This is a genomic window from Ferrimonas aestuarii, from assembly GCF_005116665.1.
Classification (GTDB): Bacteria; Pseudomonadota; Gammaproteobacteria; order Enterobacterales; family Shewanellaceae; genus Ferrimonas; species Ferrimonas aestuarii.
Genome location: NZ_SWCJ01000014.1, coordinates 41965 through 56770 on the forward strand (window position 1 = coordinate 41965; position 14806 = coordinate 56770).

The window sequence follows — 14806 nt, forward strand, 5'->3', positions numbered from 1 at the left end:
GTTATTGAGGCGCCCAAAACGGAAAAAGTGCGTCGAGCTTGCCCTCGCTGTCAATACACCATGGGTTATAAACCGTCTCCTTGTCGAAAGTGTCGGGTCTATCCTCAGCCTGTCAATCAGTCAGTCCAATAAGTCCTAACCGTAAAGGGTTATCTTTTTTTGAGCTTACATAAGCGGATAAGCTAGGTATTGCAAAGTGAGTTATCGAACGAAAGGTTGCTTGGCATCAATGCGCTGGTTGCCCACGGCTTTGCCGAATTCCTCTCTCTTGTTTTCTAATTGAACAATCTTAACTTCCCGCCATTTCAATGTGTTAGCCACCTCTCAGTTTGTCGCATTTTATGAGGTTTATTTCATTGATGGATAAAAATTAACTTGCCAAGTTGGAATCATAATGATTCCATGTATTCAAGGGAACTTAGTAACATACTGATAAAGCGAAAATTAATTTCTATGTTTGATGGCTTAACTCAAGGACAGATCGAAAGGCTGATGTTCATCGACTTCTGCCTAGTGTTTAAAGGCGAATTTGCGCGCAGTGAGTTGATGGAGCGTTTCGGTGTGGCTCAGGCTGCGGCAACGCGAGATCTCGCTCGCTATCGCCAATTGTTGGCTGAGCAGGGCAAGCCTGAGCCGGTACTCGATCACAGTGTGAAGCGTTATCGCCGGGTCTCTGACTTTGTTCCTTTGTGCCAACATAACCCTGATTACGTGATTACTCAGTTTAATCGTTCAGTGATGTCCATTGATGGTGAGTGGGGTAATCAAGGAGGTGCGTTGGCGGGTTACTTCCAAGGGGTACATAGCCCATTTGAGCAGCGCTCCCGCGCGTTATTAAACCTCTCGTCAGACATCTTACCCAGCATTACCCGAGCCATTCATCAGCAAACTCTGGTGGATATTCGTTACCTGTCTTTGACGAGAGAGTCCCTTAAACGTTTTGCGCCCCACACCATAGTTTCTAACGGCCACCGCTGGCATGTAAGAGGCGCAGAGATTGGTAGTGATGGCAGTGCTCAGTTTAAAGATTTGGTGTTAACCCGAATGCGTTCGGTGACTGGAGTTGACCAGCGTGCGCCAGAGTCCGCATTGATGGCTGACGATCTCAGCTGGCAACAACGCGTCACGCTGCGGTTGGTGCCCCATCCAGTGAAGTTCGAGCATCATCATGAGGTAATTGAACTGGATTACGGGATGACCAATGGCTGTCTTGAGCTGCAAACCCGGCTGGCTCTGTTGGATTACACCCTGAATCTTTGGGACGTGGATTGCTCCCAAAATGCAGTGTTATCGGGGTTCCGGTATCAGCTGTATCTCGATAATCGTGCCGAGTTGGCCGGTTTTGACGCGATGCAGCGAACCCCAGGATTTACTGAGTAGCTCTGCGGTTTGCAGGCCACTCGAAGGTAGGCACAGCCTTTTTTGTGCACAAACGACATAAATGAAAATAGCATTACTAACCAACAGGTTATTTGAGGTTGTATGATTCAATTCACTCTTGAACACATCGTAGCTACTGTCTGTGCCAGCAACTTAATTGTGCTGTTGGCGTTGTACGTGCTTCATTCTAAAAATACCAAAGCGATGAACGAACGTTTCGAAGCTCAGCTTGAAGCGGTTCAGGAGTCTCAAACCGTCCAGCAACTTCAAGCGAGCAGTTTGAGTGCCCAGCTTGTTGCTGCCAAAGAGTTTTCTCAGGCGTTTAAAACTGAGCTATCTGAAGTGCTCTCGGCTCTGCAATCGACGGTACAACATACCGCGGAGGACACCCAGTCTCAGGTAGCCAGTCAAGGGGAGCGCCTGCAGGGAAGCATTGCCAAGCTGGAGTCGGTTCTGCTTACCTCGCTGTCTGAGCAGGCCGATAACCACACCGCGTTGGTTCAGGCTGAGGCCAGCAAATTGAACCAGCAGCTTACTGAACACGCTGCGACCGCAACTCAGCAGCATCAGCAAATGGTGAGCTCAGTGGTTCAAAATCAGTCTCAATTATTGAGCCAACTGACCACGCAACATGGTGAATCAACCCGCGGTTTTGATGATCAAGCCAAGGCGGCAGCTGCGTTGATGGGTAAGTTGAATAATCTCAGCAAAGATCTTGCCGACACCGACGTTTCGCTTCGCAGCGAAGTCAAATCTCAAGGGGCGGAGCTGAGCGCATCTGTGCTTAAAGGCAACCAAGCTCTGCAGGATGCAATTGGGCAAAATGGCCGTGATAACCGCAGTGGCAAATTTGAACTGCGTCAGCAGCAGCTGTCAGAATTCGCTCGTTTGGCGGAGATGGTGCAACAAATCCGCATCAATAATATGGCTGAGCTGAGCAATGAGTTAGCTAAGCATCAAGAGCTTACCGTGGAAAGCGAAGATGCCATCAAATATCTGGGCGAATGCAAGGTGACTCGCATTGAAGATAAGCACACCAATCAGGTGACCAAAATTGCCTATCACGAGGGTAAGCAGAGCAAGCTGGAGACCTTTGAAAACAACAAGCTTAAGTATGAGATGATCTTTGACGATCGCCAAAGCCCGAAAGTTGGTACGGAATACGACGAATCTGGTCGCGAGATCTTCAGTTATCACTACAATGCCGCCGGTGAGATTAGCCAGCGCATTGAGTACACCTATACCAACGGCAAACAACAGTCTCAAACCATCACACTGTAGGCAGAAATAACCATGTATTTGAATGAACTAAACCCAGAACAGAGCGCCATGTTTCTTGAGCTTGCCAAGCACGTGATGGAGTTGGATGGCAAATTACAAGCGGAAGAGGCTGGGGTATTTAGCGGTTTCTGCAGTGAATGTGCGCTGCCTGATTATCAGTTAAAGCACCAAGGCGACATTGGTAACGTTATCCAGTTTTTCACCAACACTGAGTTACGAATTAAGCGTGTGGTGATGGTGGAACTGTTTGGGGTGGCACTGGCCGATGGCGATGCCTGTGAGCAGGAATTGAGTTTCCTCGCCAAGCTGGGTGAGCAGTTTACTATCTCCAGCCATGAGCAGAAGCGGTTGCAGCGCTGGGTTGAGGCCATGAACGACCTGGTCGCTGAAGGTTATGGCCTAGTTTTGAAGGATTAAACCATGTTAGGACGTTTAGGCAGTTGGGCCGCCTCTAAGGTGAGTCGTGCGGTAGATAAGATCAAAGACACCGTGTCAGAAGTGGCGGATAAAGTGAAAAATAAGGCTCAGAAAGCGTGGCATAGCTTTACTGGGGAAAACACGGCCAGAAAAGCAGAGCGCCTGTACAAGCAGATTAAAACTCGATATGACCAAGCTCGATCAGATTACGAGAAAGACTCGGAGCGAATCACGGAATCGATTCGCTTGGAGATTGAGCAGGTGAACCAGCGCAAGCAGGAGATCTACGACTGCCACTTTAATCGTTTTGTTCGTGTGGCCAAGCGTTTGCATAACGTCACCGTCAAGGGGCAGCCGTTTGAAGAGTTCTTTGATAAGCACGTGCTGGAGATAAAAGGCAGTGAGGGCATTCGTCATGAGCGTGAACTCATCACCATTAATTTTGATGAGTTCAGCTGGACACGGGTGGCATCCTATCTGTTTACCCTAGGCTTTCATTCCCGTAAGCAGGCCAAAGAGAGCTTAAAGCGAGTGGAAGAGGAAGAAGCGCGCATCAACGAAGAGATTCGAAAGATGCAGTCGCACTTAGTGGTGCTAAAGACCACTCTCAAGGCCATCCAACAGGTCCAAGGCTACTTCGATGAGTTGGTTGGTAACTACAGTGCGTTGCTGGATCGTTTTGAATATGGCATCCAAAGTCAGCGTCATCTGCTGCTGGCGACCGGCAATGTGATGACTCATCGATTGGACTTTAGACAGATCCCCATTGCTCACATTGAAGAGTTTCATGCGCTGTTTAACCTATCGATCGTGCTGAACCACATGTCGAACCAAGGCTATCTTAGCGACGAAGGCCTGCCAGTGGACGCTGATATCGACTCAGCTAAGACTCTGTATCAAAGTGCCAGCAAACTCGCGGTTCACGCGGCATAGGGAAACGACATGTCTATGGAACACTATGCCCAACCCACCATGACTCGGGCTGAGATGGAAAAGCAGCTCACTGGGGTGTCCCCCCTGAAGCTCAGTCGCAGACTGATTGACATCGAGCTGTACGAGCGTCAGTCGTCGATGGTGGTGATGGACAAAATCTACGAGGATTTTGCCAACAAAAACGATCTGGTTGAGTCCTTAGTTGTGCCCTGTTTGAGCACCATGATCGGCAGTAGCCTGGATTTCTTTAAAAAGCGCGGCATGCCGGTGCCTGAAGGGGAAACGGCTCACTCAATCATAAACGAGGTGCGCAGTGTCGATTACTCCAAAGGGGCAGCTGGGTATTACCGCACCATGGAGTCCAAGGCGCTGTTTGACAAGCTCAATATCAGTGAGGATTATCGCGGCGAGTACAAAAACAACCGCAGCCAATATGAAGATACGGCGCGGATGGACGCGTACAAAGAATCAAATAGCGATCGATTTGGCCGCAGTAAAAATGAGCTCAACGACAAAATGGAGTTGGCTCAAACCAAACACTACGCCGATCGCAAGGTAAAAGAGGGCGACAAGCAGCGATTGCATACGGCGGAGACTGATCATGTCGTCTCCCTTGAGAAAGTGCACAGCGAGAATAAATGGAATTTGCTGCTGGATAAGCAGGACATGGTCGATATCATGAACGATGACGTCAACTACGTGCTGGTTAACGGCTGCCTGAATGCGGCCAAAGGCGGCAGCCGCAGTTTCGGTGACATTGTCAATGAGAAGCAGGCGTTACGCTCCGAGATTGAATCCGGCAACGCCACTAAAAAGCAGCAGGATCGCTTGGCATTTCTTGAAAAACGTTTGCCCAAAGCCCAAGAGCAACGCGCGCTGGAAGTGGATAAAAACAGCCGTGAAGGGGTTGATAAACTGATTCGCGATAAAACCTTGGAAAAAGGCGTTCATCTAGGCGGTGAGATGCTAGGGGATGCCAAGAACAAGGTGCAGTCCGCTGCCGTTACGGCATTTTTCAAAGCGTTGGCATTTGAACTGTTCGATTGTTTCAAAAATGGCTTAACGTCAGGGTTTTCGCCAGAGACCTCTGATGGTGCCGCCATAGGTGCTCGCCTTAAACGGGTGGCCACGGTGGCTATTGAGCGTTTCAAACAGGCTTCCAAAGGCCAGTTCTTCGCCAAGTTGGAAGAGCTTATCAAGATGCTGCTGAAGATGGTGATCAAGATGGTTCAGGGAATGCTTAAGAACATTCTTAAAATCATCGTTGAAGGCTGGTCTGCCATTGTTGGTGCCATCAAGATTCTGACCACGCCCAGTGAGCAGATGTCGGCGGCTCAAAAGGGCGACGCCATCGTTAAATTGTTGGCTACCACCACCGCGACCATTGCCACTTACTATTTCGTGAATTTGCCACCGCCGCTGGATGAATATGACGATCTGATTCTGCCGGTAATCAGCGGTTTGCTGTCTACGCTGGTGGTTTGGGGGCTGGATAAACTGGATCTGTTCTCAGCAAAGGCCGAGGCCAGAGCAGAGCGCGTTAAAGATATCTTTGCTGAGCGGGTAAAGCAGATCAAAGCCAATACTGATGCGTATGAGTCCGCCTCACTGGAGCGATTGGCGCAAGATAAGCTTCGATTTGCCGAGATCAATACTCGCATGGCAACCGCCATCCAGAATAAGCAGCCGGTGAACGATTCGATTTACGATCTGGCCCAGTTCTTCGATGTGGATCTTCAATTAACCTCTACGGATGACTTCATGGCACTGTTGGAAACCGGTGACGGTCTGGTGGTTGCCTAACTGACTCTGTCGTTATCTCTCTAACGCCGAGAGAGGTGGTTCTTCTCTCGGCGATCTTATTTTTTAGTAGCGAAATTTATGAATGCAATAATCAGTCGAGTTCGAGAATACCGCGGCTTAAGCGAGCAGGCGCTGTGTACCCTGATTGTGGTGCAATGCGTATTGTTGGTGGTGGATAAAACCGTCAACAATGCCTTGGCGGTTGAGAGCATTCAGGTAGTTATCGATCTGCTGTTCCTCATTGATCTTGGGGTAAAGATCAATAAGTACGGTGTCGAGTATTTCAAAAAACCGATGAATGTCGCCGACCTATTTATTGTGTTGCTGAGTGTGGCGGGCCACTTCTTCGTTGCTGACGCTCAGGCATTAACGGCGCTGCGGATCATTCGTCTGCTACGAATGTTGCGAATCTTAAGCCTGATCCCTCATGTTGAGAGTGTGGTTTCCGGGGTAGGGCGCTCCATCAAGGCCTCCCGTGGGGTATTTTTGATGTTACTGGTGCTGCTTACTTTTTTCTCGGTGTGTGGTTATCTGCTGTTCCACAACGTTCTGCCCAGTCACTTCTCCGATCCTTTTGTCGCCAGCTACACGGTGTTTTCGCTGTTTACCGTAGAGGGGTGGAATGAGGTGCCAGCGTTGGTTCAGCAAGGCAGCCTAGATTACTACCTGATCCGAGCTTATGTTATTGCGGTGATAGTGTTCGGCAGCTTTTTCGCATTATCCCTCGCCAACGCCATCTTTATTGATGAGATGGTGCTGGATAACAACCATGAGCTGGAGGTGCGGATTGAGGGGCTGACTCACACAATTGAGAAGCAAAATCAGCAGATTCAACAGCTCACTGAAATCATTAACAAAATGAAGTAGCGTTCGCGCTGATGAGCAAAGATCAAGCCCCCAGCGTGATATGCACCTGGGGACTTTGCGTTTTACGGGGTTAGCTAAAGCGTCTGCGGGTAAAGGCGGGGGATTGGTCGTTTTATTGTTTCGGTTGGGCGGCCCAGTTCATTCTTTCTCCATTGCCAAATAGCAGTTTACCACCCCAGATTGAGCCTTAGAACGTTGCCGGGCAATTCCGTTTGGTTACTATGCTGCCGATTCCTTTCGCCTATCTTGTTTCAAGTACAGTTCGCAGTCCTCATCACAATGAACTTGATGGGCAAAGCCTGGAGGCAGGCTTAACCAGTCGCCCTGTTGATAGCGCTGATGGTCATCCAGAAAACTGCCTTTTAACACCAAAATTTCGGCGCCATTTGGGTAATGCCGCCGCTGCGAGTATTGGGCAAGTAACCGCTCCAGTTGAGTCGTATCGTTAAATCCAATTTGTTGATACAGAGGCTTAATCTTTTTGTTTTTGACATTGGTTGTTTGCCATTCTTGCTCGTTAGTGTTGAGTAATATGTGGCGGCGCTTTTCGCCAGCATACTGCCTGAGTTTTACAAACAATACGCAACCTGTTTTGGAATAGGGGGCGTGGCTAACGCCTTCTGGGTTTAACAAGTAACTGCCTGCAGGGTAGTCGCCATGCTCGTCTGAAAACACACCCTCGAGCACCAATATCTCCTCCCCTTGCGGATGTGGGTGGGACCGAAATTGTGAACCAGGGTCGTAGCGAACGATGGAGGTGACAACGCCGGACTCAGCTTCGCCCTCGTGGTAGAGCCGCTTTCGCCAAACCATTGGGCTGGGACTGGGCTGCCAATCCATTAACTGGGAGTTAACTATCATTGGTTTGATGGGGGGGGGGGGTTCCATAACGCGTCCCTGTTGAATCGGCTTTGATTCAGAATAAAGCCGTAGATTGTCCCTGTAAATGTCGCGGGGCGCTTCGGCTTTGGGGGATTACAAAACCAATTGGTTGAGTTTTCGAATGATCAGCGAAAAGCTCAAAGCCGAAAAAGTTCGGTTTCTGGGGCGAAGTGGCGAGTATTCCCAAGCCGGTCTCACCGACTCAATGTTACTGCAGCGATTGATTGTTAATGTCGAAGCCATCTTGGCGGAAGAGAGCGTTCAGTGGCAACAGAGCCAGTTGACTCAGCAGGGCGCAGCGGCACCAATAGAGGAAACGGAATCTGCGCTGCCGGTTGGGTTGGGACAACCATTGGCGTCAAAAACGGCGACTGCCATTAATAAGGCCACATCATAGATTCCGGTATCCATCGAACGGGTTAGCCTACTAAGCCGCTAATCAAAAGTAGCATCAGAATCGGGCTAACAACGGCAAAAGCAACGGCGCCCCAGTTCATAACATTTTGGCTTTTTGGTTGAGACATACAGCGTCCTCTTATGACAGCAAGTAGGCGGTCTGGTGACCGGATGGCTGCATATTATCTCGAAAGCTTTTGGGGGTAGATTCGGTTTTACCATCTGAAATTAGCGCGCAAGACCTTAGTATTTGACGCCAAAAAAAGCGATTAACTTCGCAATATATTCAATAACTTCGTTCTTAGTCACGATATGAGCGCGCTTGGGCTATCCCAGTGTCGATGGGCAGTTTTAAAATAAGGGCGGCCCCAGCCGCAAAGAACCCCATCACCAACAGCAGTGCCTGCTGAGATGACAACAGATCTGAGACCAGTGCAAAGCTGGTGGTGCCAATTATGGCGGCCAATCTTGAGAACATGCCCCAATATCCAAATAACTGGCCACTGTGTTGACTCGGGCTGAGTTGACCAACTAAGGCGCGGCTGGCGCTTTGGGTTGAGCCTAAGCCGGCTCCGGCGATGACGGTGCAGGCGATAAACAGCGTATTAATCTCCACTCCGATGAGGCCGCTTAGGGGAATTAGTTGGTGAATGCAGCCGAGGCCAGCCATCCACCATAGCAGCGTCAGGCTGATGGTGTAGCGAGCGCCAATTCGCGATTCCAACCAGCCAAACAGCAGGGCACCGACAAAGGCGGAGACTTGTAAGGCCAAAAATACCGTGGTCTTTTCTGCCGCGCTTAAGCTCAGCTCCGTCTCGACGTAGATGCCGAAGAACTTGATCACCGTTGCCATGCCTGCACTGTAGAGAGTGAAGATAATAAAGAATCGATACAGAGTTGGCAGTTGATGGGTGAGTTTGAGACTCGCCTGAAAGCTATGCCAACTGTGACTCGCAAGGCTTTGCCACTGTACTTGGCCCATGGTGTATGGCCGGCGCTCTTTTAGCCAGATTAAGGTGGGTATGGATGCCAACATGAAGTAAAGCCCCACGGCAACCATCGCCAACTGGTTTTGGTGTAGGTAGGCGGGAGAGTCACTGGTGGCGGTGATGATGCCAAATAGCACGAGGATGAGACTGAGCAGTCCACCCAGATACCCAAGGCCCCAACCGATTCCAGACACCAGCCCCATCTGTTTTTCGTGCGCGATATCAGTCAGAAAGCTGGCACAAACGCTTTCAGACAGCATCCAAGCGGTGTTGCTGAACACCAGAATAATCACCGCGGAGATCACCATTCCTGGCTGTACAAAGTAGAGCCCCATGGTGGCGGTGGCGCAGCTTAGCATCAGTAGGGTTAGCCAGCGCTTTTTGCCGCCATAGAGGTCGATCCAACTGCCAATGAGAGGGGCGAGAAACATCGCGAGCAGACTGGAGAGTGAGATTGCAAGGGCCCACCAACTGTTGCCCCACACGCTGCCAGACGGAATGACGTGGCTGATGAAAAACGCACTGTACACCACGGTGATTACCACGGTGGTGTAGGCGCTGTTGGCAACATCAAACATCGCCCAGCCAAAGATTTCACGTTTGCTCACACCCGACTCCGGTTCAATGAATCTGAGCTAAAACTAACGTGATGATGTTGATTTGGCTATCGATTTTGTGAGATTCAGTTTTTCACTTTACGGTAATGACTTTTCACCATAGCACCGAGCAGGACTTCACTGCTGACTAACTCAAAGTGTTTGGCGGCATCTAGGTCACCAAAGAGGCGTGTGCCACCCCCAAGTACAATGGGCAACTGGGTTATGATCATCTCATCGATGGCATCAGCAGCAAGGAATTGCTGAACCACTTGTCCACCGTCGATATACAAGCGATGAAAATCGCGCTGTTGTAGCTGTGTGGATATCTTTGTTACCGAACCAGCAAGCAGCTCCACCTTGTCAGCCACAGACTCTGGTAACTGGTTAAGAGTATTACTCAGCACAAACACCGGTTTGGTATAGAGCCATTCGCCACCAAAGCTCATGACGACCTCAAAGGTGGTTCGGCCCATGACAATGGCGTCGATGCTGTCTTGGAATGCAGCAAAACCTAGATCATCGTTGTCCGGATTTGGGATGCAGTGTAGCCAATCTAGGCCGCCGTTTTGGTCCGCAATCATGCCATCTAGGCTGGTTCCGATATAGACGATATTAGTCATTACGCATACTCTCTTTGAGTTAATTATAAATTTATTCTACAATGTAGAAATTGAGATTCTAGAGAGAGAAATTATGACCGTCAAGCCCAAAACTCGAGGTCGCCCAAAAGGTCAGGGCCTGTCTAAGGACCGCATATTGATGGCGGCCACCTCTATGCTTAAACAAGAGGGGAAGGTGCCAAGTATTCGGAAATTGGCGGCGACGCTGGAGGTGGATGGCATGGCAATCTACCACTACTTCGACAACAAAGCGGCTTTGCTTGAAGGGGTGACGATATCGGTGATGGAGGAGATCTATCAGCCGGTTGCCTCAGAGAATTGGCAGGAGCAGTTGTTGGCTTTGAGCCACAGTTACCTGACGTTGTTAAAGGACTATCCCGGCTTATTAACAACCCTGTTGACCATGAGCGACTTTGGCCCTGCGGAGGTGTTCAGCGAGCGGTTTGAGCAGGCTTTGAAGCCCCTTGATTTATCATCGCAGCAGCTTGAGCATGCACTCAGCTTCTGGGTCGATTACCTCCATGGCTTTGCTTTAGCACAGGAGTGCAATCAAAGTGGTTTGCCTTTGGATGTCGAGATGATTGCCCCATCCTTCAATCTTTTTACTCTGGCGCTTGGTCACCTTGTCGATTCTGACTAGCGTCCAGACTGTTTATTCCATTCCAACTGGCACAGTAGCAGTCGCAGATCGAACTCCAACTGATGGTAGTCTGGCTCCATATATTGGCAGAGTTTGTAAAACGCTTTGTCGTGTTGCTTCTCTTTGATGTGGGCAAGCTCGTGGACCACAATCATACGTAGAAAGGGCTCAGGAAGGTCACGGAACAAGCGGGCGATGCGAATTTCATTTTGTACCTTGAGCTTTTTCCCTTGCACTCGAGCTCGGTAAGTGTGAGTACCTAAAGCGTGGTTCACGATGTGGATCTTGGGATCAAATACCGCCTTGGCAAGCGGTGCCGATTGCTTTAGATAGCGATCTTTTAACGCCTTAGTGTACTGATACAGCGCGTTATCGGTTTTTATCTGATGTGGTTGAGGGTAGCGTTTGGCGATGATCGCTTCGATGCGATTGTCGTGAATTAGCGGCTCTACTTTATCAAGCAGAGGCTGGGGATACCCTGTTAGGAAGCGTGTGGCGGTCATAATTTATGGAGAGTCCGCATCAACAGGTTGATGCGGACTCAATTTTTTTAGGGCTATTTGATGAACATGCGGCGGTTCTCTTTCATCAAAGACAACATTGCCGGTGCGTTCAGTTTGGCTTTTCTGATTCGGTTATCGTGATGATCATACACACGATAATCGCCGCCCCGACCAATTACGGTGATGGAGTTGTCGGTACGAATAGCAAAGTAACGACGATTCGCCATAACCAGATAATCGGAGTGGGAAGGGGCACTGAGCGTGTCCCCAAAACTGTACTGTTCTGGGGAGTTTGTGCATCCCAATACCTGGGTTAACAGTGTTGGGGCGATGGCATAATGGCTGGTTTGGTAGTTCACCTTACCTTGGGTACCGTTGGGCCAGCGGATCATCAGCGGTACTTGAGTCGTGGCATTAGAGAAATTGCGGGTCAGGTGATCATTCAGGCTGGTGAACTCCTGACCATGGGTACCAGTAATGATCACCACGGTATCTTTAGGCAGCTGCTCTAGTAGTTTCGCCAACAGGGTATCCAGGAAGTTCAGCGAGCTGCGATACTGGTTGAACAATACCCCTTGCGCTTCGTTGTATCCCTCGCTGGGCTTCACCGTTGGCAGACCAACAAAGCCTACCGGTGTGCTGTACACCGACGGTGCGTGATAGTTGATCAAGGTAAAGCTTGGGCCACTGTTCATACTCAGGGCCATTAAGGCTTGTTGGGTGGTGTTGATATCACGTTCTGCGGCGGTTTCGTAATGGTACTCAGGCAGCTTATTCACTTGTTCTAGAGCGATGGCGTTTTTTAGCCCTTGCTGAGTTTGGGTGAAGCCGAGCACTTGTAGATTGTAACCGGCCTTTTTAAGTTCCTGAGTTAAAATGGGCGCTTTGCGATCCGCTTCTAAGTAGCTTTCATAGGAGGGCAGCATGCCATAGAGCATGGAACGTATCCCTTGATCCGCTTCATTACTGCCACTGAAGTGCTGAGTGAACACTTGAGCCTGCTGTGACCAAGCCATCAGCTTAGGCATGGTTTGTTGGTTGATCATGTTTTGGCGCAGGGCTTCAACGGTGACCATCACAATGCTAGGCGTTTCCTCGACGCTGCATTGCATCGGCTCAACCGGGTAGTTCAACTGGTCGGTTGGCTTGGCAGTTTGGACTCGTTCAATGTAGGTATCTTCGTCAACAATTCCCTGCTTGGCCATAAAGTTTCTGGCGGTTGCGGGGTAGTGCAGAGGCAGCATCTTGTCCTGCTTTAGGATTGGCTGATAGATATTGGCATCGGCCCAGATGTGCAGCAGGTGGCTACCAAGGAACAATGCAACCATCACCGTGGTTACCTTGCCGCCAAGGTTTTTCCGAGACAGGCGCTCGATGCGTCGCCACAGGCCATTTGCTAAGGTGAGCTGCAGTGCCAACATGGCCGCAGGCAAAATAAGCAACCAAGCGTTGCTGATCAGTTGCGGGAGATCCGCGAATGACAGATCGAACACAAAGGGGTTGAGGTGAAGTCGATAGTGATCGAACACCAAGATGTCATACACCAACACCGTGTGGGCAATGGTGGCCAACACCGCCGCTAAGCCTCTTAATATCTTGGAGTAGGGCAGAAGCAGGGTGATGGGAAACAGCAGCAGCAGATAACCGAGGAAGCTGACAAAGGCAAAATGCCCTACCAGAGTAATGACGGCATAGCCTTGAGCAAGAAGGGTTTCCGGCCAACCCAGTAGCTTTACGTAACGGATGGCAATAAGGGTGGCGATGATGCCATTAAAGAAGGCAAACCAGTGTCCCCAAGTGACCAATCGGGAAACTTTGTCTCGCTGCAGTTCAGATGCGTACATGAATTCAGTTTTCTGCCAGAGTTATGGAGTTTATCCTAAGCGGAAAACCGCTTAAATTCCAGTTAGCTAGCTTAATGTGGGGTGAGCTTTACATTCAGAGAGAGCTAGCAGGGTTCCCAGATCCTTAGGAACCCAAAGTGCGCTGCATCAAAAACACTGGCGCGGATAACGCGTCAGTGCCTTAGGCATTAGGCGTCAGCGCGGGTGTCGATAGACGCCAGCAGGGCCTGACCGAACTGTTCGGCCAAACGTTTACGGGAGCCAGGGGCAACGTTGCGGTTGATGATATCGGTGGCGCAGTTACCTAAAACCATTAGGGCGAGATCGGTTGGGGTCTCATTTTTCTCAAGGACCAAGATCAATTGGTTCAGCAAGGTTTCTACTTCATCATTGCTGTATTTAGACAGAATCGCCATTCGATTTCCTGTGAGGTTAACTTAGTAATAGAATCAAGGCGCAGTATAATAGCCCAATTCAAAGCTAACCACTAACCCTAGGAACACGATGTTAAAAATCGATCAGGCCATCCTGCATGGCGTTCAGCGAAATCCTGAGGGGCAACTGACCTGTAAGTTGCGTCCGCAGCCATTAAATCACACTGAAGCGCTGGACGAGTTGCTCGGCGAACTTCATCGCTTATACACCGCTAAAGCGGGTAAAGGCTTTGGCCACTTTGGGGTGCCCGAGGGCGATGGTGAACCAAATGACGCCTTTAAAGAGGCGCTGCTTGAGTGGCGCAGCGGTAACCTGGGTTTTGTTGAGTTAAGCGGGAAAGCCGGTCAGTTGCTTGAAACTGAACTGAGCAAATACGATTTTGCCACCGGCGGTTATCTGCTGATGGCGGCGTACAACCATATGGCTTGTGACTACCTGTTTGTGGCATTGATGTCTCCAAAACCGAGTGTGTCGGTTTCCCAAGAGATGGAAGTGATGGGATCGGAGCACCTAGACCTGTCTAACTTGCAACTGGCGGCGCGCATTGACCTTACTGAGATGCAGGCGGATCCCACGTCGAAGAAGTACATCTCCTTTGTAAAGGGTCGCGCGGGTCGCAAGGTGGCTGATTTCTTCCTTGATTTCATGGGCTGCATCGAAGGCGTTAATGCCAAAGTTCAAAACAAAGAGCTGGTTCAGGCGTTAGAAGACTACGTAGCAACGACGGATCTGGATAAGGGCGAGCAGCAGGGGTGTCGCGATGCGGTATTTGATTACTGCAAGACTCAGATCGATTCTGGCGGTGAGGTGATGCTAAAAGACATTGCTGATGAGTTTGCCGACCGCGGTGCGGAGGACTTCTATCAATTCACCTCTGCCGGTGAGTATGATCTGGAAGAGTCCTTCCCCGGTGATTCCAGCACCTTGCGCCAACTGAAAAAGTTTTCTGGTACCGGCGGTGGCGTTTCCATTAGCTTTGATGCTCAGCATCTTGGCGAGCGCGTGGTGTGGAATCCAGCAAATGACACCTTAACGATTCAAGGTGTGCCGCCAAATCTGCTGGATCAATTGCAAAGACGCACCAAAGCGTGATAAAAATCACATTTGTGAGGGCCTGATGGCAAACATCAGGCCCTTTTTTTTGAATTTGATTTGCAGTAACAACCAGACTGGCACTCTGATCACTATCACTTGTGGCCCTTAACGATCTTTGGCGG

15 protein-coding genes are annotated in these 14806 nt (G+C 49.9%); 9 read left to right on the plus strand and 6 right to left on the minus strand.

Translation table 11 applies throughout. The features are described from left to right. The first annotated feature begins 453 nt into the window (after positions 1–453). The 6 genes from FCL42_RS15675 to FCL42_RS15700 all read left to right on the plus strand — a co-directional run bounded on the left by FCL42_RS15675 (position 454) and on the right by FCL42_RS15700 (position 6681). Complete coding sequence (locus tag FCL42_RS15675) at positions 454–1380, plus strand: WYL domain-containing protein (RefSeq protein ID WP_169308416.1); 927 nt, start codon at positions 454–456, stop codon at positions 1378–1380. Between the two features lie 102 nt (positions 1381–1482). Continuing rightward, positions 1483–2661 carry a hypothetical protein gene (locus tag FCL42_RS15680; protein ID WP_136864371.1) on the plus strand — a complete coding sequence of 393 codons (1179 nt, stop codon included), beginning with the start codon at positions 1483–1485 and terminating at the stop codon, positions 2659–2661. Between the two features lie 12 nt (positions 2662–2673). Further along, positions 2674–3078 carry a hypothetical protein gene (locus FCL42_RS15685; RefSeq protein ID WP_136864372.1) on the plus strand — a complete coding sequence of 135 codons (405 nt, stop codon included), beginning with the start codon at positions 2674–2676 and terminating at the stop codon, positions 3076–3078. 3 nt (positions 3079–3081) lie between these two features. After that, entirely contained in the window at positions 3082–4011 is a 930-nt protein-coding gene (locus FCL42_RS15690) for a DNA repair protein (protein WP_136864373.1), read from the plus strand. A gap of 9 nt (positions 4012–4020) precedes the next feature. Next, complete coding sequence (locus FCL42_RS15695) at positions 4021–5814, plus strand: hypothetical protein (RefSeq protein ID WP_136864374.1); 1794 nt, start codon at positions 4021–4023, stop codon at positions 5812–5814. A 78-nt stretch (positions 5815–5892) separates the two neighbouring features. After that, on the plus strand, positions 5893–6681 hold the full coding sequence (locus FCL42_RS15700) for an ion transporter (protein ID WP_136864375.1): 789 nt from the start codon (positions 5893–5895) through the stop codon (positions 6679–6681). 219 nt (positions 6682–6900) lie between these two features. Here FCL42_RS15700 and FCL42_RS15705 read toward each other — a convergent pair whose 3' ends face one another. Then, entirely contained in the window at positions 6901–7569 is a 669-nt protein-coding gene (locus tag FCL42_RS15705) for a cupin domain-containing protein (RefSeq protein WP_136864376.1), read from the minus strand. A 58-nt stretch (positions 7570–7627) separates the two neighbouring features. On the opposite strand from FCL42_RS15705, the gene FCL42_RS15710 reads away from it, so the two are divergent. Beyond that, positions 7628–7960 carry a DUF4231 domain-containing protein gene (locus tag FCL42_RS15710; protein ID WP_136864377.1) on the plus strand — a complete coding sequence of 111 codons (333 nt, stop codon included), beginning with the start codon at positions 7628–7630 and terminating at the stop codon, positions 7958–7960. A 300-nt stretch (positions 7961–8260) separates the two neighbouring features. Here the strand turns inward: FCL42_RS15710 and FCL42_RS15715 are convergent, their stop codons facing one another. Together FCL42_RS15715 and FCL42_RS15720 are read right to left on the minus strand one after the other, a co-directional pair. Further along, positions 8261–9556, minus strand: coding sequence for an MFS transporter (locus FCL42_RS15715; RefSeq protein WP_136864378.1), 1296 nt, complete (start codon positions 9554–9556; stop codon positions 8261–8263). A 74-nt stretch (positions 9557–9630) separates the two neighbouring features. Beyond that, the gene (locus FCL42_RS15720; RefSeq protein ID WP_136864379.1) at positions 9631–10167 is read right to left on the minus strand and encodes a dihydrofolate reductase family protein; all 537 of its coding nucleotides are present in this window, start codon (positions 10165–10167) and stop codon (positions 9631–9633) included. Between the two features lie 73 nt (positions 10168–10240). Here FCL42_RS15720 and FCL42_RS15725 point away from each other — a divergent pair, with 73 nt between their 5' ends. Continuing rightward, positions 10241–10807: a TetR/AcrR family transcriptional regulator gene (locus FCL42_RS15725; RefSeq protein ID WP_136864380.1), complete on the plus strand. Its 567-nt coding sequence runs from the start codon at positions 10241–10243 to the stop codon at positions 10805–10807. Here FCL42_RS15725 and FCL42_RS15730 read toward each other — a convergent pair. From FCL42_RS15730 to FCL42_RS15740, 3 genes are all read right to left on the minus strand, one after another. Further along, positions 10804–11310, minus strand: coding sequence for a M48 family metallopeptidase (locus tag FCL42_RS15730; protein ID WP_136864381.1), 507 nt, complete (start codon positions 11308–11310; stop codon positions 10804–10806). The two genes, FCL42_RS15725 and FCL42_RS15730, sit on opposite strands and share 4 nt — an antisense overlap. Before the next feature lie 53 nt (positions 11311–11363). Further along, a complete protein-coding gene (locus FCL42_RS15735) occupies positions 11364–13154 on the minus strand; it encodes a DUF3413 domain-containing protein (RefSeq protein ID WP_136864382.1) in 1791 nt (596 codons plus the stop codon). A 188-nt stretch (positions 13155–13342) separates the two neighbouring features. Continuing rightward, positions 13343–13570, minus strand: a complete 228-nt coding sequence (locus tag FCL42_RS15740) for a YejL family protein (RefSeq protein ID WP_136864383.1) — start codon at positions 13568–13570, stop codon at positions 13343–13345. Between the two features lie 88 nt (positions 13571–13658). On the opposite strand from FCL42_RS15740, the gene yejK reads away from it, so the two are divergent. Next, positions 13659–14681, plus strand: coding sequence for a nucleoid-associated protein YejK (yejK, locus tag FCL42_RS15745; protein WP_136864384.1), 1023 nt, complete (start codon positions 13659–13661; stop codon positions 14679–14681). Positions 14682–14806 lie beyond the last annotated feature (125 nt).

What these genes read in the sequence shown, in the direction of transcription:
- FCL42_RS15705 (WP_136864376.1), bottom strand. Translation starts at nt 7,569, where the DNA reads ATGGAACCCCCCCCCCCCATCAAACCAATGATAGTTAACTCCCAGTTA.
- FCL42_RS15735 (WP_136864382.1), bottom strand. Translation starts at nt 13,154, where the DNA reads ATGTACGCATCTGAACTGCAGCGAGACAAAGTTTCCCGATTGGTCACT.
- FCL42_RS15730 (WP_136864381.1), bottom strand. Translation starts at nt 11,310, where the DNA reads ATGACCGCCACACGCTTCCTAACAGGGTATCCCCAGCCTCTGCTTGAT.
- FCL42_RS15710 (WP_136864377.1), top strand. Translation starts at nt 7,628, where the DNA reads ATGTCGCGGGGCGCTTCGGCTTTGGGGGATTACAAAACCAATTGGTTG.
- FCL42_RS15675 (WP_169308416.1), top strand. Translation starts at nt 454, where the DNA reads ATGTTTGATGGCTTAACTCAAGGACAGATCGAAAGGCTGATGTTCATC.
- FCL42_RS15690 (WP_136864373.1), top strand. Translation starts at nt 3,082, where the DNA reads ATGTTAGGACGTTTAGGCAGTTGGGCCGCCTCTAAGGTGAGTCGTGCG.
- FCL42_RS15740 (WP_136864383.1), bottom strand. Translation starts at nt 13,570, where the DNA reads ATGGCGATTCTGTCTAAATACAGCAATGATGAAGTAGAAACCTTGCTG.
- FCL42_RS15680 (WP_136864371.1), top strand. Translation starts at nt 1,483, where the DNA reads ATGATTCAATTCACTCTTGAACACATCGTAGCTACTGTCTGTGCCAGC.
- yejK (WP_136864384.1), top strand. Translation starts at nt 13,659, where the DNA reads ATGTTAAAAATCGATCAGGCCATCCTGCATGGCGTTCAGCGAAATCCT.
- FCL42_RS15700 (WP_136864375.1), top strand. Translation starts at nt 5,893, where the DNA reads ATGAATGCAATAATCAGTCGAGTTCGAGAATACCGCGGCTTAAGCGAG.
- FCL42_RS15720 (WP_136864379.1), bottom strand. Translation starts at nt 10,167, where the DNA reads ATGACTAATATCGTCTATATCGGAACCAGCCTAGATGGCATGATTGCG.
- FCL42_RS15685 (WP_136864372.1), top strand. Translation starts at nt 2,674, where the DNA reads ATGTATTTGAATGAACTAAACCCAGAACAGAGCGCCATGTTTCTTGAG.
- FCL42_RS15695 (WP_136864374.1), top strand. Translation starts at nt 4,021, where the DNA reads ATGTCTATGGAACACTATGCCCAACCCACCATGACTCGGGCTGAGATG.
- FCL42_RS15725 (WP_136864380.1), top strand. Translation starts at nt 10,241, where the DNA reads ATGACCGTCAAGCCCAAAACTCGAGGTCGCCCAAAAGGTCAGGGCCTG.